The sequence below is a fragment of the Conexibacter woesei DSM 14684 genome (assembly GCF_000025265.1).
GTDB classification, from domain to species: Bacteria; Actinomycetota; Thermoleophilia; order Solirubrobacterales; family Solirubrobacteraceae; genus Conexibacter; species Conexibacter woesei.
This window is the reverse complement of record NC_013739.1, coordinates 2,205,073-2,229,398: the sequence shown is the minus strand read 5'-3', so window position 1 is coordinate 2,229,398 and position 24,326 is coordinate 2,205,073. Positions and strand designations below refer to the sequence as shown.

The 24,326-nt window shown below is 74.5% G+C and carries 19 protein-coding genes; all 19 read right to left on the bottom strand.

The features are described from left to right. Window positions 1-26 precede the first annotated feature (26 nt). Complete coding sequence (locus tag CWOE_RS10575) at window positions 27-1,862, bottom strand: dipeptide ABC transporter ATP-binding protein (RefSeq protein ID WP_012933597.1); 1,836 nt, start codon at window positions 1,860-1,862, stop codon at window positions 27-29. 7 nt (window positions 1,863-1,869) lie between these two features. After that, entirely contained in the window at window positions 1,870-3,213 is a 1,344-nt protein-coding gene (locus CWOE_RS10570; RefSeq protein WP_012933596.1) for an amidase, read from the bottom strand. Window positions 3,214-3,303: 90 nt separating this feature from the next. Continuing rightward, window positions 3,304-4,245 (bottom strand): SMP-30/gluconolactonase/LRE family protein, encoded by a 942-nt coding sequence (locus tag CWOE_RS10565; RefSeq protein ID WP_012933595.1) that lies wholly within the window; start codon window positions 4,243-4,245, stop codon window positions 3,304-3,306. After that, window positions 4,206-5,357: an alpha/beta hydrolase family protein gene (locus CWOE_RS10560; RefSeq protein WP_012933594.1), complete on the bottom strand. Its 1,152-nt coding sequence runs from the start codon at window positions 5,355-5,357 to the stop codon at window positions 4,206-4,208. Before CWOE_RS10560 ends, CWOE_RS10565 begins: the two co-directional genes overlap by 40 nt. 31 nt (window positions 5,358-5,388) lie before the next feature. After that, window positions 5,389-6,393, bottom strand: coding sequence for a phosphotriesterase family protein (locus tag CWOE_RS10555; protein WP_012933593.1), 1,005 nt, complete (start codon window positions 6,391-6,393; stop codon window positions 5,389-5,391). Continuing rightward, entirely contained in the window at window positions 6,394-7,281 is an 888-nt protein-coding gene (locus tag CWOE_RS10550; RefSeq protein WP_012933592.1) for an ABC transporter permease, read from the bottom strand. Further along, complete coding sequence (locus CWOE_RS10545) at window positions 7,278-8,249, bottom strand: ABC transporter permease (RefSeq protein ID WP_012933591.1); 972 nt, start codon at window positions 8,247-8,249, stop codon at window positions 7,278-7,280. Before CWOE_RS10545 ends, CWOE_RS10550 begins: the two co-directional genes overlap by 4 nt. Window positions 8,250-8,255: 6 nt before the next feature. Then, on the bottom strand, window positions 8,256-9,872 hold the full coding sequence (locus CWOE_RS10540) for an ABC transporter substrate-binding protein (RefSeq protein WP_012933590.1): 1,617 nt from the start codon (window positions 9,870-9,872) through the stop codon (window positions 8,256-8,258). A gap of 127 nt (window positions 9,873-9,999) precedes the next feature. Next, window positions 10,000-11,931, bottom strand: coding sequence for an AMP-binding protein (locus CWOE_RS10535; RefSeq protein WP_012933589.1), 1,932 nt, complete (start codon window positions 11,929-11,931; stop codon window positions 10,000-10,002). Next, window positions 11,928-13,106: an NAD(P)/FAD-dependent oxidoreductase gene (locus tag CWOE_RS10530; protein WP_012933588.1), complete on the bottom strand. Its 1,179-nt coding sequence runs from the start codon at window positions 13,104-13,106 to the stop codon at window positions 11,928-11,930. The genes CWOE_RS10535 and CWOE_RS10530 overlap by 4 nt, the downstream gene beginning before the upstream one ends. Continuing rightward, a complete protein-coding gene (locus tag CWOE_RS10525; protein WP_012933587.1) occupies window positions 13,103-14,464 on the bottom strand; it encodes an aminotransferase family protein in 1,362 nt (453 codons plus the stop codon). Before CWOE_RS10525 ends, CWOE_RS10530 begins: the two co-directional genes overlap by 4 nt. Beyond that, window positions 14,461-15,891, bottom strand: coding sequence for an aminobutyraldehyde dehydrogenase (locus CWOE_RS10520; RefSeq protein ID WP_012933586.1), 1,431 nt, complete (start codon window positions 15,889-15,891; stop codon window positions 14,461-14,463). The genes CWOE_RS10525 and CWOE_RS10520 overlap by 4 nt, the downstream gene beginning before the upstream one ends. A gap of 16 nt (window positions 15,892-15,907) precedes the next feature. Continuing rightward, window positions 15,908-17,275, bottom strand: a complete 1,368-nt coding sequence (locus CWOE_RS10515) for an aspartate aminotransferase family protein (protein WP_041732136.1) — start codon at window positions 17,273-17,275, stop codon at window positions 15,908-15,910. 50 nt (window positions 17,276-17,325) lie between these two features. Then, on the bottom strand, window positions 17,326-19,128 hold the full coding sequence (locus CWOE_RS10510) for a dipeptide ABC transporter ATP-binding protein (protein ID WP_012933584.1): 1,803 nt from the start codon (window positions 19,126-19,128) through the stop codon (window positions 17,326-17,328). Further along, window positions 19,128-19,982 carry an ABC transporter permease gene (locus CWOE_RS10505; protein WP_012933583.1) on the bottom strand — a complete coding sequence of 285 codons (855 nt, stop codon included), beginning with the start codon at window positions 19,980-19,982 and terminating at the stop codon, window positions 19,128-19,130. Before CWOE_RS10505 ends, CWOE_RS10510 begins: the two co-directional genes overlap by 1 nt. Next, window positions 19,979-20,917 (bottom strand): ABC transporter permease, encoded by a 939-nt coding sequence (locus CWOE_RS10500; protein ID WP_012933582.1) that lies wholly within the window; start codon window positions 20,915-20,917, stop codon window positions 19,979-19,981. Before CWOE_RS10500 ends, CWOE_RS10505 begins: the two co-directional genes overlap by 4 nt. Window positions 20,918-20,934: 17 nt before the next feature. After that, entirely contained in the window at window positions 20,935-22,527 is a 1,593-nt protein-coding gene (locus CWOE_RS10495) for an ABC transporter substrate-binding protein (protein WP_148260971.1), read from the bottom strand. Window positions 22,528-22,596: 69 nt separating this feature from the next. Continuing rightward, on the bottom strand, window positions 22,597-23,349 hold the full coding sequence (locus tag CWOE_RS10490; RefSeq protein WP_012933580.1) for an SDR family NAD(P)-dependent oxidoreductase: 753 nt from the start codon (window positions 23,347-23,349) through the stop codon (window positions 22,597-22,599). Next, window positions 23,346-24,158 (bottom strand): fumarylacetoacetate hydrolase family protein, encoded by an 813-nt coding sequence (locus CWOE_RS10485; protein WP_012933579.1) that lies wholly within the window; start codon window positions 24,156-24,158, stop codon window positions 23,346-23,348. The genes CWOE_RS10490 and CWOE_RS10485 overlap by 4 nt, the downstream gene beginning before the upstream one ends. Window positions 24,159-24,326: the final 168 nt, after the last annotated feature.

Sequence of the window (24,326 nt, the reverse complement as noted above, 5' to 3'; positions counted from 1 at the left end):
TCCTCTCTCCGTGACCGCGGGCGCCGCTACGAGGCGACGCCCGCCTTCCGCGCGCCGGGGATCGACGCGACCAGCTTGGCCGTGTAGGGGTGGGTCGGGGCGTCGAGCACTCGCGCGACCGGCCCCTCCTCGACGACACGGCCCTGATGGACGACGTAGACGCGATCGGTCGCCTGGCGCGCCACAGCGAGGTCGTGCGTGATGAACAGGTAGCTCAGCCCCAGCTCCGCGCGCAGGTCGGCGAGCAGGTTGAGGATCTGCGCCTGCACCGAGACGTCCAGCGCCGAGACGGGCTCGTCGCAGACGATCAGCCGCGCGCCGGCGGCGAGCGCGCGGGCGATCGCGATCCGCTGCCGCTCCCCGCCCGAGAGCGCGATCGGCTTGCGCTCCGCATAGCGGGCCGGCAGCCCGACGCGCTCGATCAGCTCGCCGATCTGCGCGCGCGTCGGCCGTGCGGACGGGCGCGCGGCCAGCGCCGCCTCGCGCAGGCTCGTGCCGATCGAGAGGGCGGGGTTGAGCGACGAGGAGGGGTCCTGGAAGATCATCTGGATCGCGCTCGCGCCCGGCGACGCCTGCTCGCCGGCCAGCTCGATCGTCCCGCCCGTCGGCCGCTCCAGCCCAGCGATGCAGCGCGCCGTCGTCGTCTTGCCCGAGCCCGACTCGCCGACGATCCCGACGCTCTCGCCGCGCCCGACCGCGATCGAGACGTCGTGCACCGCGACGATCTCGGCACCGCGCGAGCCGCGGAAGACCTTCCGCAGCCCCTCGACGCGCAGCAGCGGCGCCGCGATCGCCGCGGCGGCTTCGGCAGCCGTCGCCTCCTCGGCCGGTCGCCGCGCCGCGGCCAGCCGCGCGCTCATCTCCTCGCCGATCTGCTCGATCCGCCGGCAGCGGGACAGGTGGCCGTCCGCGAGTGCCGTCAGCGGCGGCTCGCCCTCCCGGCACTCGGGCGCCGCCCAGCGGCAGCGCGTCTCGAACGCGCAGCGGCCGAGCACCTCCTCGCGCGGCGGGCAGAAGCCGGGGATCGCCGCGAGCCGTCTGACGCGCCGGTCAGCCGGCGGCTCCGACAGCAGCAGCTCGAGCGTGTAGGGGTGGCGCGGCGCGTCGTGCAACCGGCCGGCGGGCGCGACCTCGACGAGGCTGCCCGCGTAGAGCACGTAGACGCGGTCGCAGTTGGCGAACGCGACGCTGAGGTCGTGGGTGATCAGCAGCACGCCCATCCCGCGTGCGCCCTGGAGCCGCCGCAGCAGCCTGAGCACCTCCGCCTGCGTCGTGACGTCGAGCGCGGTCGACGGCTCGTCGGCGATCAGCAGGCTCGGGTCGTGCGCCAGCGCCGCCGCGATGCAGAGGCGCTGGCGCATCCCGCCCGAGAGCTGGAAGGGGTAGCGGTCGGCGCTGTCGGCGGTCAGACCGACCTCGGCGAGCCGCTCGGCGGCGGCGGCGCGGGCGCTCGCCGTCGCCCGCGCCATCCGCCCGCCCCTGCCCGGAGGGATCATCTGATCGAGGCAGCGCCGAACCGGGTTGAGCGTCGTGAACGGGTCCTGCATCACGACCGCCATCTCGCGACCGCGCAGCTCGGCCCGCTCGCGCTGCCCGAGCGCCATCAGGTCGCGGCCCTTGAAGCGGACCTCCCCGCTCGCCGTCACGCCGGGCGGAAGCAGCCCGAGGATCGCGCGCGCGGTCAGCGACTTGCCGCTGCCGGACTCGCCGACGAGCGCGACCGCCTCCCCCGCCCGCACCTCGAGGCCGACACCCGACGCGATCGGCCGCTCCCCCGCGCCGGCGCGGCTGGCGATCGCCAGGTCGCGCACGACGAGCAGCTCGCCGTGCGCGGGGGCCGTTCGCTGCTGCTCCTCGCGCATGCGCCGGTCAGCCGGCGACGGCGGCGGGAGCGACGACCCGCCGCTCGGCCGCGGCCTCGAGCAGCGCCGCGACGGCCAGCGCGACATGGTCGTGCCACGGTCTCGCGACGACCTGGACGGCGATCGGCAGGCCCTCGGGGGAGACGCCGAACGGCACGACCGCGCACGGCGCGCCGACGAGGCTGAACGGGGTCGTGTAGCTGATCGCGTGCTGCAGCTCGACGGCGCGCAGCTCGGCGCCGGCGGTGCCGCCGTGCGGCGGCGCCGGGACCGGGTAGACCGGGCACAGCACCACGTCGACGTCGTCCATGAATGCGAGCACGTCGGCGCGGTAGGCGTCCCAGCGCCGCAGCAGCCGGTAGAGGTCGAGACTCGACATGCCGCCCTCGTAGGAGGCCCAGACCTCGACCGTCAACGCGTGGCCGTCGCCTGGCAGCAGCCGATCGGCCAGCCGCGCGCCGGCGCCGGCGAGCACGTCCGCCGCCGCCCGCACGGTCGCCGCGGTCTCCGGCGTCGGCGCCGACAGCCCGTTGTCGGCGTGGACGGCGACACGCAGCCCCGCCGCCGCGACCGCCGCGGGGTCGCCGAGCGCGACGGGCGGGACGCCGCCGTCGCGGCCGTCCGGGCCGGCGATCACGCGCGTCATCGTGCCGAGGTCCTCGACGGTGCGGGCGAGCGAACCCACCTGGGTGCGGGGGTCGCTGATCGCGCCGATCGGCCCCTCGTCATCGAACACGCCCGTGACCGGGAGCAGGCCCTGCGTCGGCTTCAGGGCGCAGACGCCGCAGAAATGCGCGGGGATGCGGACGCTGCCGCCGGAGTCGGTCCCGATGCCCCAGGGCGAGCCGCCCGCCGCGATCACCGCCGCCTCGCCGCCGCTGCTCCCGCCGGGCGTGCGGGCGAGGTCGTGCGGGTTGTTCGTGCGGCCGTAGACCTCGTTGTCGGTCTCGACGCCGCTCCCCCACGGCGGGCAGTTCGTCTTGCCGAGCAGGATCGCGCCGGCCGCCCGCATGCGGGCGACGACGGTGGCGTCCCGCTCCGGCGTGGTCGCGGCCCGCTCGGGCGCGCCGGCAGCCGTGATCACGCCGGCGGTCTCGGTGTTGTCCTTGACCGTGAACGGGACGCCGTGGAGCGGTCCGACGGCCTCACCGCGCCCGAGCGCCTGGTCGGCGGCGCGCGCCTGGTCGGCGGCGCCGGCCGCGAGCTGCACCACCGCGTTGACGGTCGGGTTGATCGCGGCGATCCGATCGAGGTGCGCGTCGAGGACCTCCGTCGCGGACACCTCGCGTCGGGCGATCATCCGCGCCAGCGTCGTGGCGGAGGTGGCGGTCAGCTCATCGGTCGTACTCATGCCGGGGACTCTCTTCCAGTGCTGCGTCGTTTGAAAGCAGGGCGTGCTGGTCACGCCATTAGCGTTGGCGATGGCGAGCCCGGCGCGCGGTCAGGGTAGGCCGGCGCCGGGCACGTCGACGCGACGGCGCAGCACGACGCTGTCGCGCCGAGCCGGGTCGTGGTCGGGCCAATGCGGGCCCGCGCAGAGGTACAGGTCGCGCCGATCGGGACCACCGAGCGCGACGGCGTAGACGGTCAGCCCGGGCGTCTCGATCCGCTCGACGACCTCCCCGCCCTCGCGGACGCGCAGCGCGCCTGCGCCCGCGACGTCGCCGATCCAGACGGCCCCCTCCGCGTCGAGCGCCATCCCGTCCGGACAGACCGACAGCAGCGGCAGCTGCGCGGCGGGCGGCGCCGCGCCGCAGACGGCCGGTGGGCCGAAGCGCGCCCAGGTGCGGCGATTCTCCAGGCGGCCGTCGGCACGGACGTCGAACGCGCTGATGCGGCAGCCGTAGGTCTCGGCGACGAGCAGCGTCTCGCCGGCCGGGTCGAGCGTCATGCCGTTGGGGAACAGCAGGCCGTCGGCGACCGCGGTCGCCTCGCCCGACGGGTCGACGAGCGCGAGGCAGGCCGGCGCCAGCGGCGCGCCCCGCTCCAGGTCGGAGCCGAAGTTGCCGACGTACGCCCGCCCCAGCGGGTCGACGAGCATGTCGTTGAGCGGGCCGCCGGCGAGCGCCGCGAGGTCGGCGTGAAGGACGAGTCGGCCCTCCCGCTCCCGCAGCACGCGGCGATCCTCCATCGAGACGACCAGCAGCCGCCCGCGCGGGTCGAAGCCGAGCCCGGACGGCTGGTGCGCCAGCTCGTGAAGCGACTCGACCGCGCCGTCGGCGCCGAACGCGATCACCCGGCGGGTGTGGAAGTCGGAGACGAGCAGGCGGTCGTCGCGCCAGCGCGGGCTCTCCGGGAAGGAGAGCCCGCGCGCGAGGACCTCGAGCCCGCCCGCGCGGGCGGTCAGGCCGCCTCCATCTCGCGGAAGCGCTGCGCCGTCCAATCGACGATGTAGTCGGTCGCCATCGTCATGATGTCGACCTGGCAGTGCTCGGCGCCGCCGTCCTCGACCGTGAAGACCTTCAGGTCGCGCCGCGGGGCGTTGATCGCCTCGTCGCACGTCTTGCGCGCACGCCACAGCGGCGCCTGCTGGTCGTTCTCGCCGTGGATGACGAGGATCGGGCACTCGATCTTGTCGGCGAGGCCCTCGAGCGTCATCTGCTTGATGCGCTCCATCACCTCCTCGGGCTCCAGCCCGCCGAAGGTGCGGTGCTGCTTCGGCTTGAGCTTGCCGCGCGTGATCGAGTTGTACTCGTTGACGATCGTCTCCATGTCCCAGATCGCGCCCCACACGACGCACAGCTTCATGCGCTTCTCGAGCGCGGCGATGCGCGGCGCGTAGTAGCCGCCCTGGCTCATCGCGCAGATGCCGAGCCGCTCCATGTCGACGTCCGAGCGCGTCGCGAGGTAGTCGGCGGAGGCGGTGCCGGCGACCTCGATGTCGGCGCGGGTCGGCAGCCCCTTCAGGCGGATCGCCGTGCCGACGCCGGGGTGGTCGACGATCAGCAGCGAGACGCCCCGCTTGCTGAACTCGTTCTTGTAGCGCAGGTAGAGGTGCTCCTTGACCGAGTCGGCGCCGCCGAAGTGGATCACGCAGGGCGCCGGCCCGTCGCCCTCGGCGCGGATGAACAGCGCGTCGAGCGTCGTGTCCTCGTACGGGATCTCGACCAGCTCGACCGGGTCGCCGGACAGCTCGACCGCGCGGCGGAAGTTCTCCAGCCCGCGCACGTAGGCCTCGCGCCCGCGCGCGACGACGCGCGCATCGAGCGCGAACTCGCCGACGCTGAAGTACAGCGCCGCGCGGTAGTGCTTGCGCGCGGCCCCGAGCGGGAAGCCGGCCTCCGCGTCGGCCTTCGCCAGCCGCTCGAGCCGGTGGCCCATCTTCGTCCACGCCGCGAACCACTCCTCGTTCGCGCCGTGGTCCTCCACGCCGCGCCGGCTGAGCGTCTCGAGCGGGCGGCAGATCTCGTCGATCTCGGAGATCTCGCCGCCCGTCTGGAGCGCGCCCATCGCCATCAGCGACCACCAGTAGTTCGTCGAAAAGTATTGGAACATCCCGTTCACTCCTTGTTGCGTTCTGCTTTGGTCAGGGGGCGAAGTCGAGGACGCGCGCGGGCGTGCGCCGGCGCATCCGGTCGATCGCGTCGTCGTCGAGGCCGCGGGCGCGCAGCAGCGGCTCGATCGCCGTCGAGAGGTGGGCGTAGCCGACGCCGCCGTTGGCGTGCCACTGCGACGGCATGCAGATGTCGTGCGAGAGCAGCAGCCGGTCGGTCCAGCCTTCCTCGCACAGCGCGACCACCATCTCGACGCGCTCGGCGTCGTCGGGCAGGTGGAAGCCCTCGCTCGCGTAGTAGCTGTGGCCGAACAGGTCGAGCTCGACGATCGCGCCCGCGCGCAGCAGCTCGCGGTGGTAGTCGCGATCGAGCACGCAGTCCTGGTGGCCGGCGATCACCCGGCCGAGGTCGGTCACGCCCTCGGCGCCGATCAGCTCGATCAGCTCGAGCGCGTGGCGCGTCGAGCTGCACGCGTGGAGCGTGATCGGCGCGCCCGTCTCCAGGTGCGCGCGCGCCGCGGCGCGCACCACCTTCCGCTCCGCGGCGGTCGGCCGCGGGCTCGTGCCGATCTCGCCGATGATCCCCGCGCGCACGCCGGTGCCGTCGGCGCCGTCGCGCAGCTCCCCGATCAGCTCGGCGGCCAGCTCGTCGACGTCGCGCGCGGCCAGCTCCGGCGGATGCGAAGGGGCGACGTACCAGCCGCAGCCCATCACGACGTGCACGCCGGTCGCCTCCGACAGCGCCCGCAGCGCCAGCGGGTCGCGTCCGATGTCGCGCAGCGTGACGTCGACGATCGTGCCGCCGCCGGCCGCGCGGAAGCGCTCCAGCTCGCGCGTCGCGAGCGCGGGGTCGCCGAGCCGCAGCTCGCCGGCGCGCGGGTCGGCGACGCGCGGGTCGGCGACGCACGGCCCCGACGGCGCCGCCGGATCGGCGCGCGGTCCGTAGAGCGCCGTCAGGTCGCAGACGAGATGCTCGTGCGGGCAGACGACGCCGAGCGCCTCGGCCGGCACCGTCCCCGTCACCGTCTGGACGCCCATCTACCGCGCGCTCCCCCGGCTCGCGAGCCGCTCGTAGATCGCGCCGCCGACGAGGTTCACCGCGACCGCGGTCAGGATGATCGCGAGCGCCGGGACGATCGCCGCCCACGGGTTGGTGAAGACGTCGGCGCGGTTCTCGGCCAGCAGCCGGCCCCAGTTGGTCGAGCCCGGTCCGTCGCCGAGCCCGAGGAACGACAGGCTCGCGAGCGCGGAGATGCCGTACGTGAAGCTGAGGAAGAAGTTCGCCGCCAGCATCGGGTAGAGGTTCGGCAGCAGATGGCGGGTGAGCACGCGGACCGTCCCGAGGTCGAGCATGCGCGTCGCCTCGATGTACGGCTTGACCGTCTGCTCGATCGTCGCCGCGCGCACCAGGCGCAGCGGCTCGGGCACGAACAGCACGATCAGGACCGCGACGGCGGCCCAGTAGCCGCCGCCGATCACTCCGACGACGACGATCACGATCAGCAGCCCGGGCAGCGCCCAGAGCACGTCGACCGCGCGGCTGAGCACGACGTCGAGCCAGCCGCGGCGATATCCCATCAGCATCCCGAGCAGCGTCGCGATCGAGATCGCCCCGAAGGCGATCACCAGCGGCCCGCCGACCGCCGCCCGCGTCCCCGCGACCACGCGCGAGAAGACGTCGCGGCCGAGCGAGTCGGTGCCGGCGAGGTGCTGCGCGCTCGGTCCCTCCAGACGCGCCGTCACGTCGGCCCGCGCCGGGTCGTGCGTCTCGACCAGCCCGGGCACCAGGAAGCAGACGACGACCGCCGCCAGCACGAGCCCGGCGAGCAGCGTGACGACCGGCACGCGCGGGCGCGGCAGGCGCGACGCCAGGCCCGCGCGTTGCCGCCGCCCGGGAGCCGCCGGGTCGGTCAGCAGCGTGCTCATGCGCGGCCCTCCTCCGCGCGGATGCGCGGGTCTGCGACGAAGTAGAGAAGGTCGGTGACGAAGTTGACGGCGATCACGAACAACGCGATCAGGAACGTCGTCGCCTGCACGACCGGGATGTCCTGCTGCAGGATCGAGTCGGCCAGCAGCGAGCCGATGCCGTCCAGCCCGAACGTGATCTCCACCACCACCGCGGTCGAGATGAAGCCGACGAGCATCACGCTCGTCGTCGTGATCAGGGTGACGAGCGCGTTGCGCAGCACGAAGGCGCGCAGCAGCGTGGCGGGCGAGAAGCCGCGTGCGCGCGCGAAGGTGACGTAGTCCTGCTCGAGAATCCCGATCAGCTGGGGCCGCAGGTTCTTGAAGACGACGGCGACGCCGGTCAGCCCGAGCGTGAGCGCGGGCAGCGTCAGGTGCCACAGCCGGCCGCCGACGCCGCTGCCCTCGCCGAGCACGGGGAACCACCCGAGCGAGACCGCGAACCAGTACAGCAGGAGCGTGCCGACCGCGAAGGCGGGGGCGCTGAGCATGAAGATCGCGGCGTTCTGGCTCGCGCGGTCGAGCGCCGTGCCGCTGCGGTAGGCGGCGACCCCCGCGAGCAGCAGCCCGCACGCGAGCGCGAACAGCGCGCTCATCACGAACAGCGGCCCGGTCACGCCGAGCCGCTCGACGACCAGCGGGAGCGCATCCTCGTTGGTCCGGTACGAGACGCCGAAGTCGAGCTGGCCGGCGTTGCCGAGGAACCGCGCCAGCTGCAGGGGGACCGGTTCGTCGAGCCCGTAGTGGGCCCGCAGCTGCGCGAAGAAGGCCGGCGTGGCGTTCTGCGGCGAGGCGATCCCGACCGCGTGCTCCGGGCTCCCGGGCGCCAGCTGGATCAGCGAGAACACCAGCACGGAGATCGCGACGACCGCGAGGATCGAGGTGATGAGGCGCTTCAGCGCGAAGCGCGCGAGCTCGGCCCGTCCCATCCGCCCTCAGCTCCGCTCGATCTGGTCCGGCCAGCGCGTCTGCCACCACAGCTCGTTGAATGCCGGGTATCTGTACGCGTCGTTGATCGCGAGCACCGCCCGCGGCGACCAGACACCGACGTAGAGCGCCTCACGCGCGTTGTAGCGCACCATCTCGGCGCACAGCTCGGCCCGGCGCGCTCTGTCGCTCAGCGGCGTCGCGCGCAGCTGCTCGAGCAGCCGCTGCAGCTCGGGCGACGTGAAGTTGGTCGCGTTGGGGCCGTTGCCGCCGGTCTCGGTGACGCCGGCCTTGTCGAAGGCGCCGCCGACGAGGTTGGTGAGCGGGTCGCCGCTGTCCGGTGTGACCGTGTACGAGCCGAGCGAGTATCTGCTGCTGCCGTACTGCTCCTCGTAGACCGACGACGGCGCCTGGGTGATCTTCAGCGTGATGCCGATCTCGGCGAGATCCTGCTTGATCAGCTCCAGCGTGCGCACGATCTCGGTCTCGCCGTCGATCACGGTGCCGACCTCGAAGCCGTCTGGGTGGGCCGACTCCGCCAGCGCGGCCCGCGCCTTGTCGAGGTCGAACTCGACGAGCGGCTCGATCTCGGCGAGCAGCGCGCTCGCGTCCTCGGCCGGCATCACCTCGCGCAGCGCCGCCTCGCTGACGATCGACAGCTCCGGCTGGCCGTGGCCGCCGAGCGCGCCCTCGACGCACGCCTGCCGGTTGACGGCGTGCTGCATCGCGCGGCGCACGTTGACGTCGTCCCACGGCGCGTACAGCGTGTTGAGCGTGATGACGCAGACCGCGGTGCTGGGCCGCTGCTCGACCCGCACCCCGCCGAGCTTCTCGTAGTGCGAGGTGTCGGTGACCGGCACCGCGAGGTTGCCGGTCACCTCCCCCGTCTTGATCGACAGCGCGGCGGTCGACGGGTCGGCGACCATGCGGGTGGTGATGCGGCGGTAACGCGGCTTCTCCCCCCAGTAGTCGTCGTTGGCGACCAGCTCGATGCTCTTGTCGGGGTCGAAGCGCTCGAACTTCCACGCCCCGGTGCCCATGTTGAGCGCCTTCGGCGTGCCGATCGCCTGCTTGTGCCGCTCGTTGTAGGCGCGCTGGACGATCGGCGTCTGGGCGACGGCGTAGACGAAGCCGGCATAGGGCCGCTCGAGCGTGACGACGACGCGGTCGGAGCCGTCCGTCTCGACGCGCTCGGCGAGCGCCCACCAGCGGTTCAGGATCGAGCCCACGTCGGTGCGATGCAGCTCCAGCGAGTAGGCGACGTCCGCGGCCGTCAGCGGCTCGCCGTCCCAGAATCTGACGCCCGGCCGGACGTCGAAGACGAACGTGCGCGGGTCGGGCGTCTCGAAGCGCCGCGCGAGGCTCGGCTCGATCCGCCCCCTGGGGTCGGCGACGACGAGCGGCTCGAGCGCGATCAGTAGCGCGCCGGCGCCCTGGATCAGCTGCCGGGTGCCGGTCAGCTGCAGCGGCAGCTCGCCGACGATCATGTCGAGCGAGTCGCCCGCTCCACCATCGCCGCTGCTGCCGCCGCCGCAGGCGGCCAGCGCGCCCGGCACGAGTCCGATGAGCGCCAGGGCTGCGCCTCGCGCCGCGAACTCGCGCCGCGTCAGGTTCCGATCCTCCACAGCTCTTCCCTCACTCCCTCGGCCGCTCACCACCCGGCCGCTTGACGTTCACGGCATCTTCGAGAGCGCTCGCCCGCGACGAAAGCGCGAGCTCCTCACAGGGGGATGAGCGCGACCGATGGAGCGATCAGCGGACCGCGGCGAGTGCACGGTCGATCGCGTCGAGCGCCGCCGGCGACTCCAGCGACGAGAGGTCGCCCGGGTCCTCACCGAGTGCGCGGGCGCGGATCGCGCGGCGCACGACCTTGCCCGAGCGCGTCTTCGGCAGCGCCTCCGCGACGTGCACCCGCACGCCCCCGAACGCCTTGCCGATCGTCGCCGCGAGCGCGGCGCGCACCTCCCCCTCGAGCGCGCCGGGCGGCGGATCGGCGCCGGGCGCGAGCACGCAGAAGCACCACACGGCCGTCCCCTTCAGCGGGTCCGGCACGCCGATCGCCGCGCACTCGGCCACGGACGGCAGCGCGAGCACCGCGTCCTCGATCTCCGCCGGCCCGATCCGCTTGCCGGCGACGTTCATCGTGTCGTCGGAGCGGCCGTGCAGGAACCACCAGCCGTCGTCGTCGTACGACGCCCAGTCGCCGTGCACCCAGACGCCCTCCCAGCGCGACCAGTACGCGTCGAGGTAGCGCTGGCGGTTGCGCCAGAAGCCGCGCGTCTGCGCCGGCCACGGCCCGCGGCAGACCAGCTCCCCGACGGCGCCGCCGGTCGGACTCCCGTCCGGCCCGAGCACGTCGACGGCCATGCCCGGCACGGGCAGGCCGACCGAGCAGGCCTTCGCCGGCAGCACGGGCGGCTGGCCGAGGAAGCAGGCGCCGACCTCCGTCCCGCCGGTGACGTTCACGATCGGGCAGCGCCCGTTGCCGACCGCGTCGAGCAGCCAGCGGTAGGCCGCCTCGTCCCACGCCTCGCCGGTCGAGGCGAGGATCCGCAGCGCCGACAGGTCGTGGTCGGCGGCGGGGCTCCCGTCGCGGCGCAGCGCGCGCACGAGCGTCGGCGAGACGCCGAGCATCGTCACGCGATGGTCGGCGCAGACGCGCCACAGCCGATCGCGGTCGGGCTGGTCCGGCGCGCCCTCGTAGAGGACGAGGCAGGCGCCGGCCGCGTAGGCGCCGATCAGCAGCCACGGGCCCATCAGCCAGCCGAGGTCTGTGATCCAGAGCGCGCGGTCGTCCGGCCCGAGATCGGTCAGGTACGCCGCCTCCGCCGCGACCTTCGCCAGCAGGCCGCCGTGCACGTGGACGGCGCCCTTCGGCGCGCCGGTCGTGCCGGAGGTGTAGTTGATCATCAGCGGGCTCTCGGCGTGAGTCGCGGCCGCCGCGCGCGGCGCCGCACGCCCGCGCCGGACGAGCGCGTCCCAGTGCAGGTCGCCGCCGCGGGGGTCGGCGGCGATCTCGATCACCTCCGCCCCGTCGGCCTCGCGCGCCGCCGCCGTCGCGCTGCCGGCCAACGGCACCGGCCGGCCGCGGCGCAGCGACGCGTCGGCGGTGACGATCGCCCGCGCGCCGGCGTCGTCCATCCGCTGGGCGATCGCGGCGGCGGAGAAGCCGGTGAACATCGGCACCGCGACGGCGCCGAGCTTCGCCACCGCGAACAGCGCGGCGACGGCGTCGCGCCCCATCGGCAGCAGCAGCGCGACGCGGGCCCCGTGCCCGACGCCGCGCTCGGCGAGCACGCCCGCGAGGCCGTCGACGGCCGCCGCCAGCTCGGCGAAGTCGCAGGTCGTGACGCGGCCGTCCTCGCGCTCGGCGACGAGCGCCGGGGCGTCCGGGCGCCGCGCCGCCCAGCGGTCGACGCAATGGGCGGCGACGTTGACACCGCCGCCCGTGAACCAGCGCGCCCACGGCGCGCCGGCGCGCGTGTCGCACAGCGCGTCGAACGGGGGCGCGAACGCGATCCCGAGGTCGTCGAGCGCCGCCCGCCAGTACCACTCCGGATCGGCCGCCGCACGCTCGACCAGTGCGCGGTAGTCGCCGACGCCGAGCGCGCGCATCAGACGCGTGACGTTGGCCCGCTCGACGAGCGCCGCGTCAGGCCGCCAGACGAACGGCGCGGCGCTCACGACGCCCCCGTCGCGACGGCGGCGAGCGCCGGCCGGTCGGGCAGGTACCGGGCCGGGTCGCGCAGTCCGCTCGGCTCGCCTCTGACGATCCACTCGGCCGCGAGGCGGCCGGCCGCGTACGAGGTCTGGATGCCGGCGCCGCCGAGCCCGGTCGCCGCCACGACGCCCGGCACCCCGGCGTACGGGCCGACGAGGAGGTGGTCGTCGGGGCTGAGCGGGTAGAGACCGGTCCAGCCCTCGCTCAGGCCCATCTCGTCGAGGCCGGGGAAGCGCTCCATCAGCGCCTCCGCGAGCACCTCGACGTAGTCGGGGTCGACCGCGCCGCTGAACGCGTCGGGATCCTCCGACGGCGAGCCGGGCACGTAGTTGTGGTGCATGCCCGCGATGAAGGTCGTCTCGCTCTCGGGCCGCAGGTAGAGCCCGCGGCCGCTGTCGACGTAGCCGAACGAGTCCTGGAACTGCGGCATCGGGTACGCGAGTCCCTGCGGGACGCGCGCGAGGCAGACCTGGTGGCGCTGCGAGACGATCGGAGCGGGCGCGCCGAGCAGCTCGCCGAGCGCGCGGCTCCAGCCGCCGGCGGCGTTGACGACGACGTCGGCCTCGTGCTCGCCCCTCGCCGTCACGAGCCGGAAGCGCCGTCGCTGCCCGCTCGTCACGTCGAGCACCGGCGCGCGCGCCACGACGGTGACGCCGGCGGCCTGGGCCCGCTCGAGATACGCGTTGCACAGCAGCGCGCCGTCGATGTGCCCGGCGCGGTCGGCCCACAGGCCGGCGGCGAGGTCGTCGACGCGCATGTCGGGCACGACGCGCGTCAACTCGTCGGGCTCCAGCAGGCGCGCGTCGATCCCCTGCCCCGAGTAGGCGGCGACGGCCCGTTCGAGCCGCTCGCGGTGGCGGGCGTCGTCGACGACCCGCAGGCCGCCGACGAAGCGCAGCCCGACCTCCTCCGCGACCTGCTCGAAGAAGGCGAGCGCCTCGAGCCGCATCGCCAGCTCGTCCGCCCCCTCGTACAGCACGCCGACGTCGCCGACGCTGCGGCTGGACGAGCCGGCCGCGGGATGCCGCGCCTCGAACAGCGTGACGTTCGCCCCCACGCCGAGCCGGCCGAGGTGCATCGCCGTGCTGAGCCCGGCGACGCCGCCGCCGACGATCGCGATCCGGTCCGCTCCCGTCACGCCGCCAGCTCGCTCGTCAGGCGCAGCAGCCCGCGCCGGATCGACGCGGCCAGCTCGTCGAAGCGGTCCACCGGCGTCGTGAACGGCGGCATCACGAGCAGGAAGTCGCCCGAGCGCGAGATCCCGCCGCCACCGTAGTAGACGACGGCGCCCTCCTCGAGCGTCGTGCTCGCGGCCCGCTCGGCGACCCGCAGCGACGGGTCGAAGTGACGCTTGCTCGCGCGGTCGGCGACCAGCTCGACGGCGAACAGGTATCCGCGGCCGCGCACGTCGCCGACCACGTCGAGCTCGAGCAGCGTCTCCAGCGAGGCCCGCAGCGCCGACTCGCGCCTGGCGACCTGCTCGACGAGCCGCTGCGACTCCAGCTCCTCGATCACCGCGCAGCCGACCGCGCACGCGATCGCCTGGCCCGACATCGTGAAGTTGTGCTCGAAGCGGCCCGATCCGTCGATGAACGCCTCGGCGATCGACTCGCTGACGCCGATCCCGGCGAGCGGCGCGAAGCCGCCGCTGATCCCCTTCCCGAACGTGATCGCGTCAGGCCGCGCATCGCTCCAGTCGACGCCGAACCAGCGACCGGTGCGGCCGAAGCCGGTGATCGTCTCGTCGGCGACGAGCAGGATCTCGTGGCGGTCGCAGATCTCGCGGATCCGCTCGAGGTAGCCGGCCGGCGGCACGGTCGCGCCGCCGGCCGCGCCCGCGACCGGCTCGATCAGGAAGCACGAGAACGTCTCCGGCCCGAGCTCGACCAGCAGCTCGTCGAGCGCGTCCGCGCACGCGGCCGTGCAGCCCGTGTCGCTCTGACAGCGCTCGCAGCCGCGGTAGCTGTCGGGTGCGGGGACGTGCGCGAAGTCGAGCAGCAGCGGCGCGTGCCGGACGCGGCGGCGCTCGTGCCAGCCGGCGGAGAGCGTCGCGAGCGTGTTGCCGTGGTAGCTCGGCCGGCAGCCGACGACGCGCCACTTGTCCGGGCGCCCGCGCTCGAGCCAGTACTGGCGCGCAAGCTTGATCGCCGTCTCGACCGCCTCCGAGCCGCCGGAGACGAACAGCGCCCGGTCGATGCCCTCCGGCGCGCGCTCGACCACCCGCTCGGCGAGCTCGAGCAGCGGCGGGGTCTCGAAGCGCAGCGCGTGGACGTAGGGCAGCGCGGCGGCCTGCTCGGCCATCCGCGCGACCACCGACGGCGCCGTGTGCCCGAGGCAGGTGACGCCGACGCCCGAGCAGGCGTCGAGCACGCGCCGGCCGTCGGCGGCGATCAGGTCGACGCCCTCCCCGCGCACGAACACCTCCGGCGCCGCGCCGACGCGCGGCTTCAGCAGCGCCCCGCCGAGGCCGGCGCCGCGCGTGCCGGCGGCCGTCACGCGCCGAGCCTCGCCATCACGTTCTTGACGTTGCTGAAGTCCTCCAGCGCGTACATCGAGAGGTCCTTGCCGTAGCCCGACTCCTTGAAGCCGCCGTGCGGCATCTCGGAGACGAACGTGATGTGGTCGTTGACCCAGACGGTGCCGAACTCGAGCCGGCGGACGGCGTCGAGCGCGCGTCCGACGTCGCGGCTCCAGATCGACGCCGACAGGCCGTAGGGCACGTCGTTCGCCATCCGGATCGCCTCCTCGGCGCTGTCGGCGCGCTGGACGGTGACGACCGGGCCGAAGATCTCGCGCTGGACGATCTCGTCCTGCTGGCCGACGTTCGCGACGACAGTCGGCTCGACGAAGAAGCCGGTGTCGCGGCTGCCGCCGCCGGTGACGACCTCGCCACCGGCCCGCTCGATGAAGCCGAGCACGCGCTCCTGCTGGCCGCGGCTGATGAGCGGCCCCATCTCGACGTCGTCGACGCCGGGCGCCCCGACCTTCAGCGACGCGGCGGCCGTCGCGAGCTCGCCGAGCAGCTCGTCGTAGACCTTCGCGCCGGCGATCACGCGCGTCGCCGCGGTGCAGTCCTGCCCGGCATTCCAGAAGCTCGCGCCGCGCAGGCACTGCGCGACTGCCTGCGGGTCGGCGTCGTCGAGCACGACGACGGGCGCCTTGCCGCCCAGCTCCAGGTGGACGCGCTTGAGCCGCTGCGCGGCGGCGCGTGCGACGGCGCGGCCGGTGGCGGTGTCGCCGGTCAGCGAGATCAGCCGCACGAGCGGATGCTCGACGATCGCCGCGCCGGCGACCTCGCCCGTGCCGGTGATCACGTTGAGCACGCCGGGGGGAATGATGTCCGCAGCGATCTCGGCGAGCCGGAGCGTCGTCAACGGGGTCAGCTCGGAGGGCTTCAGGACGCAGGTGTTGCCGCACGCGAGCGCCGGGCCGAGCTTCCAGATCGCCATGTTCAGCGGGTAGTTCCACGGCGTGATGAGGCCGACGACGCCGATTGGCTCGCGCCGGATCATCGTTGTGAAGTCGCGTTTGTACTCGCCGACGACCGGACCGTGCAGGCAGCGCGCGGCGCCGGCGAAGAAGCGCAGGTTGTCGACGACGCCGGCGATCTCCCCGCGCGCCGCGGCGAGCGGCTTGCCGGTGTTGCGCGACTCCAGCTCGCCCAGCTCGGGCACCGCGGCGCCGAGCGCGTCGGCGAGTCGCAGCAGCACGTCGGCGCGCTCGGCCGGCGTGCTCCAGCGCCACTCCTCGAACGCCCTGGCGGCCGCGGCGACCGCGCGCTCGACGTCCTCGGCCCCCGCCGCCGGGACGGTCGCGATCGGCCTGCCGGTCGCCGGGTCGAGGACCTCGATCGTCTCGTCGGACGACGGCGCGACGGGCTCGCCGCCGATGTGGAGGTGACGGGTGGCTTCGATGGTGCTCATGCCGGTGTGTCTCCGCTCAGGTGGTGGTTGCGCGCGTCCAGGCGGAGGCCAGCTCCGCGAGGACGTCTGCGACGTGGTCGATGTCGGACGGACGGTGCGCGACGGTCACCGTCCATCGCAGGTCGGGCGCGGGGGCGAGAAAGACCCCGCGGTTGGCCAGGAAGGTCCAGACGAGCTCGACGAGCTCGGGCGGATGGGCCGCCGCCCACGCCCCGGCGTCGTCGATCGGCGCGCGCGTGAGCCGCAGCGCGCCCTTCGCGCCGAACGCGCTCGCCGCGAACGGGACGCCGTGCTCGTCGGCGATCCGCGCGACGTGCGCGCAGAGCCGCTGCGCGAGCGCGTTCAGCTCCTCGTGCCGCCCGGGCGTGAGGACGTCGCGCAGCGTGACGAGCGCGGCGCGCATCGTCAGCGGGTTGCCGTTGAAGGTCCCGTACACGTGCGCGCGCCCGTCGGCCAGCAGCGCGGCGACCTCGCTGGTGGCGCCGAGCGCCCCGCAGGGCGTGCCGCCCGCGAAGCTCTTGCCGAGCGCGACCACGTCCGGGGTCATGCCGTAGAGGCCGCGCGCTCCGTCGTGGTGGACCGCGATGCCGGTCTTCACCTCGTCGACGACGAGCAGCGCGCCGTGGCGGCGTGTCAGCTCCCGCAGGCCCTCGACGTAGCCGGGCCGCGGCACGATCGCCGTCGGCGTCAGCAGCGGCAGCTCGAGCACCACGCAGGCGACCCGGTCGCGGTGAGCGTCGAGGATCGCCGCGAGCGCGTCGAGGTCGTTGTACGGCGCCGGCAGCGTCAGCCGCGCGGTCGCGTCGGGCACGCCGGCCTCGACCGGATGGCGCAGGCCGTCGTCGTCGGCGGCGAGCGCGCCGGCGGCGATCGAGACGAGCACCGCGTCGTGGTGGCCGTTGTAGCTGCCCTCGAGCTTCACGACGAGGTCGCGGCCCGTGAACGCGCGCGCCAACCGCAGCGCGGCCATCGTCGCCTCGCTGCCGGAGTTGACGAAACGCCAGTGCAGCAGGCCGAAGCGGCCGGCCAGCTCACGCGCGACCGGCTCGGCGTGGACGCTCGCGGCGGCGAGGCAGGTGCCGCGCGCCGCGGCGTCGGCGACCGCGCGCGCGACCTGCGGGTTCCCATGCCCGGCGAGCGCGCCGCCCGCGCCCGAGTGGAGGTCGACGTACTGACGGCCGTCCAGGTCCCAGACGTGCGGCCCGCGTCCCTCCGTCAGGTAGATCGGGTACGGCGCGCGGCCCTGGAAGTCGGATGCGACGCCGGCCGGGATCAGCGCGGCGGCGCGGGCGAAGCGGCGGCGAGAGGCGGTCGTCGTCTCGTGGAGATGGGACCGCTCCGCGGCCAGCAGCTCGGCGGTGCTCGGGTGCAGCGTGGCGCTCATGCCGTTCACTGAACCAGCACCGGGAGGGAAGGGAAACACTGTGATGCTCCTCAGGCCATCGACGCGGCCGATCGCCCCGCGCCGGGTTCGAGTGCCGCGCACGCGGCCAACAGCTCGGCGGTGTACGGGTGGCGCGGCGTGGCGAACAGCCGCGCGACCTCGCCCTCCTCGCAGACGCGCCCCGCGCGCATCACGACCACGCGCCGTGCGCACGAGCGCACGAGCGGCAGGTCGTGGCTCACCATCACGACCGCGGTGCCCTGCTCGCGCGCCAGCTCGACGATCAGCTCGACGATCGCCGCCTGCACCGACACGTCGAGCGCCGAAGTGACCTCGTCGCACAGCAGCACGTGCGGCCGCGCGGCGAACGCGCGCGCGAGCGCGACGCGCTGGCGCTGCCCGCCGCTGAGCTGGCCGGGACGGCGGTCGGCGAACGCGGCCGGCAGCTGCACGCGCTCGAGCAGCGCGGCGACGGCCGCCTCCTCCTGCTCGCGGCCGACGTCGTCGCGCAGCAGCCGCAGCGGCCGTCGCACGATCTCGCCGACCGTCTGCCGCGGGTTGAGCGACGCGTCGGGGTTCTGGAAGACGAGCTGGAGGCGCGCGCGCACCTGTCGCGGCCGCGCGGCGGCGGCGGGCGCGAGCGGCTGCCCGTCGAGCGTCAGCTCGCCGTCCGCGAGCGGGTGAACGCCGGCGAGCGCGCGCAGCAGCGTCGACTTGCCGCTGCCGCTCTCCCCCACGATCGCGATCGTCTCGCCGGCCGCGAGCTGGAGCGAGACGCCGTCGACCGCCGCCTGGTCGCGGCGCGGGTAGCGGCAGACGACGTCACGCGCGACGAGCAGCGGCGTCGTCTCCGGCGGCGCCGCCGCCGGGACGACGGCGGCCGGCGCGGAGGGCGCCGCCGCACCGGGCTTGAGGCAGCGCGCGAGATGGCCCGGCACGACCGGCCGCAAGATGACCGGCGCACCGGCGCACGAGTGGTCGCCGACCGCGCAGCGCGGGTGGAAGGCGCAGCGGTCACGCACGACGGCGCTGGGCGGCGCCCCGGGCAGGCCGCGGACCGCGCCCCCGTCGAGCCGGGGCGTCGCCTCCAGCAGCGCCCGGGCGTACGGATGGACCGGCCGCGCGACGACGTCGGCCGCCGCACCCAGCTCGACCAGCTCGCCGGCGTACATCACGCCGATCTCGTCCGCGAGCGTGCCGACGAGCCCGAGGTCGTGGCTGACGAACAGCGTCGCGACGCCCTGCTCGGTCACGAGCGCGCGGATCAGCGCGGCGACGCGCGCCTGCGTCGTCGGGTCGAGGCCGGTGGTCGGCTCGTCGAGCAGCAGCACTCCCGGCCGGCAGGCGAGCGCGAGTGCCAGCGCGATCCGCTGCTGCTGACCGCCGCTGAAGGCGTGCGGGCGCCGCGTCCGGGCGGCCTCCGGGTCGGGCAGCGCCACCGCCTCCAGCAGCTCGGCGGTGCGGGCGCGCGCCGCCGGACGGCGCATCCCGGCGTGGCGGCGCAGCACCTCCTCGAAGTGACGGCCGACCGTGAGCGCGGGGTTGAGCGCCAGTGACGCGTTCTGCCCTACGTAGGCGATCTGGCGTCCCCACACCGACTTCAGCCGGCGCGGCGGCAGCCCGAGCAGGTCGACGTCGCCGAGCCGCGCGCGGCCGCCGAGCAGCGTCCCGCCGGGCGCCACGTAGCCCATCGCCGCCAGCGCGACGGTGCTCTTCCCGCAGCCGGACTCGCCGACCAGCGCCGTGACGCGACCGGCGTGCAGGTCGAGTGCGACGTCCCAGACGACCGGCGTCACGTCGCCGCGCGCCTGCTCGAAGCCGACCCGCAGGCCGGCGATCTCGAGCGCGGCCATCAGTGGACTCCCGCGCGCCGCACGTCGGGCGACCAGTGCGCCGTGAGCGCGTCGGCGATCAGGTTCGCGCTGACCGAGAGGGCGGCGATCGCCACCGCCGGGGCGAGCACGCCGAGCGGCGTGACGGCGATCGTCGCGCGCCCCTCGCTGATCATCACGGCCCAGTCCGGGCGGGGCGGCTGGACGCCGAGCCCGAGGAAGTTGAGCGTCGCGACGAAGATGATCGCGTAGGTGAGCCGCAGCGCGGCGTCGGCCATCAGCGGGCCGGCGATGTTCGGCAGGATCTCGCGGCCGACGACGTAGCCGGCCGACTCGCCGCGCAGCCGCGCCGCGACGACGTAGTCGGCGCCGGCGACCGAGCGCGTCGCGGCGCGCGCGATCCGCCCGGCGCGCGGCAGGAAGACGAGCGCGACGACGACCGCCAGCACCGGCGCGGACGAGCCGAGCCCGGCGATCAGCACGAGCACGAGCAGCAGCGGCGGCAGCGTCATGACGACGTCGAACAGGCGGGTGAGGATCGCGTCCCAGCGCCCGCCGAGGTAGCCGGCGGCGAGGCCGAGGCCGCCGCCGACCAGCTGCGCGAGCAGCACCGCGATCAGCGGGATCACGATCACCGACGCCCCGCCGCAGAGCACGCGGCTGAGCACGTCGCGCCCGAGCGTGTCCGTGCCGAGCAGGTGCTCGGCCGAGGGGCCGGCCGACGGCGCGCCGACGCCGAGCTTCTCGGGCGGGTACGGCGCGAGCGCCGGCCCCAGCACGACGATCGCGAGCACGAGCAGCGCGAGCGCGGCGCCGATGCGCCCCTCGGGCGCGCGCAGCACGGCCCGGATCGCCGAACCGCCGCGGCGTCTCACCGCGTGCCCGCCTCCACGCGGGCGACGATCGCGTCGGCGGCGACGCTGATCGCCAGGAACAGGACGCCGGTGACCATCGCGAGCGCCTGCACGGTCGGCACGTCTCCCTGCGAGACCGCCGTGACGAGCCGCTGCCCGATGCCCTGGAAGGCGAAGACGTTCTCGACGACGATCACGCCCCCGATCAGCCAGACGAGGTTGACGGCGACGACGTTCACCAGCTGGCCAGCCGTGTTCGGCAGCACGTGCCGCCAGAGGACCGTCCGCGCCGGCAGGCCGCGCAGCACCGCCGCCCGCACGTACGGCTGCGCGATCACGTCGATCGCCGCGGCGCGCACCATGCGGACGAACTGCGGGGCCAGCACGAGCGCGAGCGTCAGCGCCGGCAGCGCGAACGCCTCGACCTGCTCGCCGAGGCCGCCGAACGCGAGCCCCGAGCTGTCGACCGGCAGCAGGCCGGCCTGCACCGCGAGCAGCCACATCAGCACCACGCCGACGACGAACTCCGGCAGTGCGGCGAGCACGACGCTGCCGGTCGTGACGGCGACGTCGGTGCGCCCGCCGCGGCGGCGCGCGACCGCCAGCCCGATCGCGATCGACGGTGGCAGCGCGAGCAGCAGCGCGACGACGGCGAGGATCAGGCTGTTGCGCAGCCGCGGGCCGAGCTCCTGCGCGACGGGCAGCTGCGTGATCGGCGACGTCCCCCAGTCGCCGGTGACGAAGTCGCCGAGCCAGCGTCCGTAGCGCCGCGGCAGCGAGCCCTCCAGCCCCTGCTGCTCGACGAACGCGTCGATCTGCTCCTGCGCTACGCCGCGCCCGAGCGCGCTCTGTGCGACCTCCTGCGGCGAGCGCAGGCTCGTCGCGGCGAACGTCAGCATCGAGATCAGCCAGAGCGTCGCGAGGAGCGCGAGCAGGCTGCGGAGCAGGGCGGGCATGACGGGGAGCCGGGCGGTCAGCCCAGCGACGCTCGCTGGAAGTCGACGAGGTCGGTCGCGTTGAAGCCGACCCCGGCCAGCTCGGGCTTGGCGACGTACAGCTCGTCCAGCCACGCCGGGCAGACGAAGCCGGCCTGGTCGGCGACGAGCGTCTGGGCCGCGCCGAGCAGTTGCGCCTGCTCGGACCGCTCGCCGGTGCTGCGCGCCTCGCGCAGCAGCTCGTCGAGCCGCGGCGAGCGCAGTCTCGCCTCGTTCCACGGGGCGGAGCTCTCGAACATCACGGCCATCGCGTCGAGCGGGTGGCGCAGCACCCACGTGTCGACGTAGAACGCCTCCTTCAACCAGACGGCGTCGTAGTAGGTGCCGGCCGGTCGCTGCTGGACCGAGACGCGGATGCCGGCCTCGGCGAGGCTCTCCTTCGCCACGACCGCCATGTCGACCATTGCGGCGCCGGCGGGAGCGGTCAGCAGCTCGAGGTCGATGCCGTTCGGGTAGCCGGCCCGGCGCAGCAGCCGACGCGCCTCGTCGACGTCGCGAGTGCGGTGCGCGAGCCCCTCGGCGAAGAACGGGTCCGCGGTCCGCACCGGCACGTCGTGGGCGATGCTGCCGTGGCCCTTGTAGGCGAGGCTCAGGATCTGCTCACGGTCGATCGCGAGCTTCAGCGCCGTCCGCACGTCGGGGTTCGTGAACGGCTCGGAGTCGGCCGCCGCGACGAGGTCGTTGAAGAGCGCGGAGCGGTGCGCGAGCAGCCGCGCGTCGCCGCTCGCCTCGGCGCTCGACGCGAGCGAGGGGTCGATGAAGCCGCCGAAGTGGAAGCGGCCGGACGCGACCGACTGCACGAGCGACGCCTGGTCGTTGGCGAGCATCCCCTCGATCCGGTCCAGGCGCGGCAGCCCCTCCTGCCAGAAGCCCGGGTTGCGCTCCAGCTCGAAGCTGAGCTTCGACTGGTCGAGCGAGCGCAGGCGGAACGGTCCCGTCCCGATCGCGCGGGAGAAGTCAGTCGTGCCGGCCGGGACGATCTTGCAGTGGCGGGCGCCGAGCGCGACCGGCAGGAAGGCGTCCGGCTGCGTGAGCCGCAGCTCGACGGCGCCGGAGCCGGCGGCGCGGACGCCGTCGGGCCTCAGCTCACCGTTGAGCCGCGGGTAGACCGCGGAGCCGAGCCGCTCGTCCAGCAGACGGCGGAGGCTGTAGACGACGTCCTTCGCCGTCAGCGGCCGGCCGTCGTGGAAGGTGACCCCGTCGCGCAGCTCGAAGCGCCACACGCGCTGCGCCGCGTCGGACTCCCAGCGGGTCGCGAGCCGCGGCTCGACCCGCCAGTCGTCGTGCAGGCGCACGAGTCCGTCGTAGAGCAGCCCGTCGACGATCGCGTCCGGCTCGTTGACCTGCGTCGCGGGGTCGAGCACGAGCCGCGGCCCGCCGCCGCCGAGCAGCAGCCGCGCGGTCCCGCCGCGCGGCCCGAGCGCGTCAGAGGAGATCGCCACGGCGCCGCTCGCCCCCGCCCCGCGGCCGCCGCACCCCGCAGCGCCGAGCGCCGCGGCGCCGGCGGCGCCGGCGGCCAGCACGGCGCCGGCGCGCAGGAAGTCACGTCGGTCGATGGCGTGCGGATTCAAGGTTCGGCGGTCTCTCTCACTCACGGCTGATTCCACGCAGCGTAATTGTCACGGTGAAAACGCAGCCGCTCAGTGGATGTGCTGGCCGCCGTCGATCAGCACGACGTTGCCTGTGATCCACGCCGACCGCGCGTCGATCAGGTGCACGGCGAGCCGCGCCACCTCCTCGGGCCGGCCGACGCGGCCGAGTGGGATCCGCGCCAACTTGCCGGCCAGCCGCTCCGGGTCCTGCAGCAGCGGGCGCGAGAGGTCGGTCTCGACGAAGCCGGGCGCGATCGCGTTGACGCGGATGCCGCGCGGCGCCAGCTCGAGCGCCATCGCACGCGTGAGCATGTGCAGCCCGCCCTTCGCCGCGCAGTAGTGGGCGAGGTTCTCATAGGCGATGCAGCCGTTGATCGAGCCGACGTTGAGGATCGATCCGGGCCGCCCGTCCGCGACCATGCGGCGGGCGACCTCCTGGGCGAGGAAGGCCGGCGCCGCCAGGTCGAGCGAGAGGACCCTGTCCCATTCCGCCCGCTCGATCTCGAGAAACGGCGTGCGGCGGTGCGCGCCGGCGTTGTTGACGAGCGCGTCGAGTGGACCGAGCGCCTCCCACACCGCGCCGACCGCCGGCGCGATGGCCTCCTGGTCGCCCAGGTCGGCAGCGTGCGTGACGGCGCGCCGCCCGAGCGCGCGCACCTCGCCGGCGGTCGCCTCGGCGGCCGCCGCGTCGGAGCGGTAGAGGATGCCGACGTCGTAGCCCTCGGCGGCGAGCTCGAGCGCGATCGCGCGCCCGATCCCCCGGCTCGCGCCGGTGACGAGCGCGGCTCCGACGGAGCTCACGCGCCCGCCTCCGGCGCGACGCGGTTGCGCAGCACCCCGATCTCCTCGATCTCCAGCTCGACGACGTCGCCGGGCTGGAGCCAGCGGCCGTCGCCGTGCTCGAGGATGCACCCGCCGTCGACCGTGCCCGAGCCGAGGATGTCGCCCGGCTGCAGGCGCGTGTCGCGCGCGGCGTGCGCGAGCACGCTCTCCCACGAGTGGTACATCAGGCCGCTGCTCCCTTTGGTCCGGATCTCGCCGTTCACGCGCGCGATCATCTGCAGGTCGCGGCCGCGGAAGGCGTCGGCGCTCAGCACGCACGGGCCGATGCTGGTCGCGAAGTCCTTGCCCTTGACGGGGCCGAGGCCGACCGTCATCTCCTCGCGCTGGAGGTCGCGCGCCGACCAGTCGTTCATGATCGTGAAGCCGGCGATGCGCCCGTCCGTCCCGACGACCGCGGCCAGCTCGAGCTCGTAGTCCCGCTCGGCGCAGGCCTCCGGGAAGCGCACCTCACGCTCGGGATCGACGATCGCGACCGCGTTGGAGAAGTAGAAGCGCGGCGCGCTGTACCACTCCGGCGGCACCTCTCTGCCGCGACGGCCCATCGCCGTCTTCGCGTGTCCGTGGAAGCAGTAGAAGTCGCGGACGGACGGCGGGCGTGGCACGGGCGCGAGCAGCGTGACGTCGCAGAGCATGTGCTGGCCGACGTCTTCGCCACCGGTCGTGAGGTAGGCGGGCACGTCGGGCGCGTTCACGGCGACGACGCTCTCGCCTTCGATGCGACCGACGCCCGTCTCGCCGGTCGGGGTTACGAACAGGCATGCTCTCATTGGCCGGCACTCAACCATCGCGTCCGGGCCGGGGAAACCCCGATTCGGCGCAGTGCCCATCAACACTCTCGATGACCGGCGCACGCGGGCCCGGTCATGAGCCGATCCCGTCTGCTCATGACCGCCGTCGCGCCGTTGACAGACCGGCGCGGGCCACCCTAGCGTCCG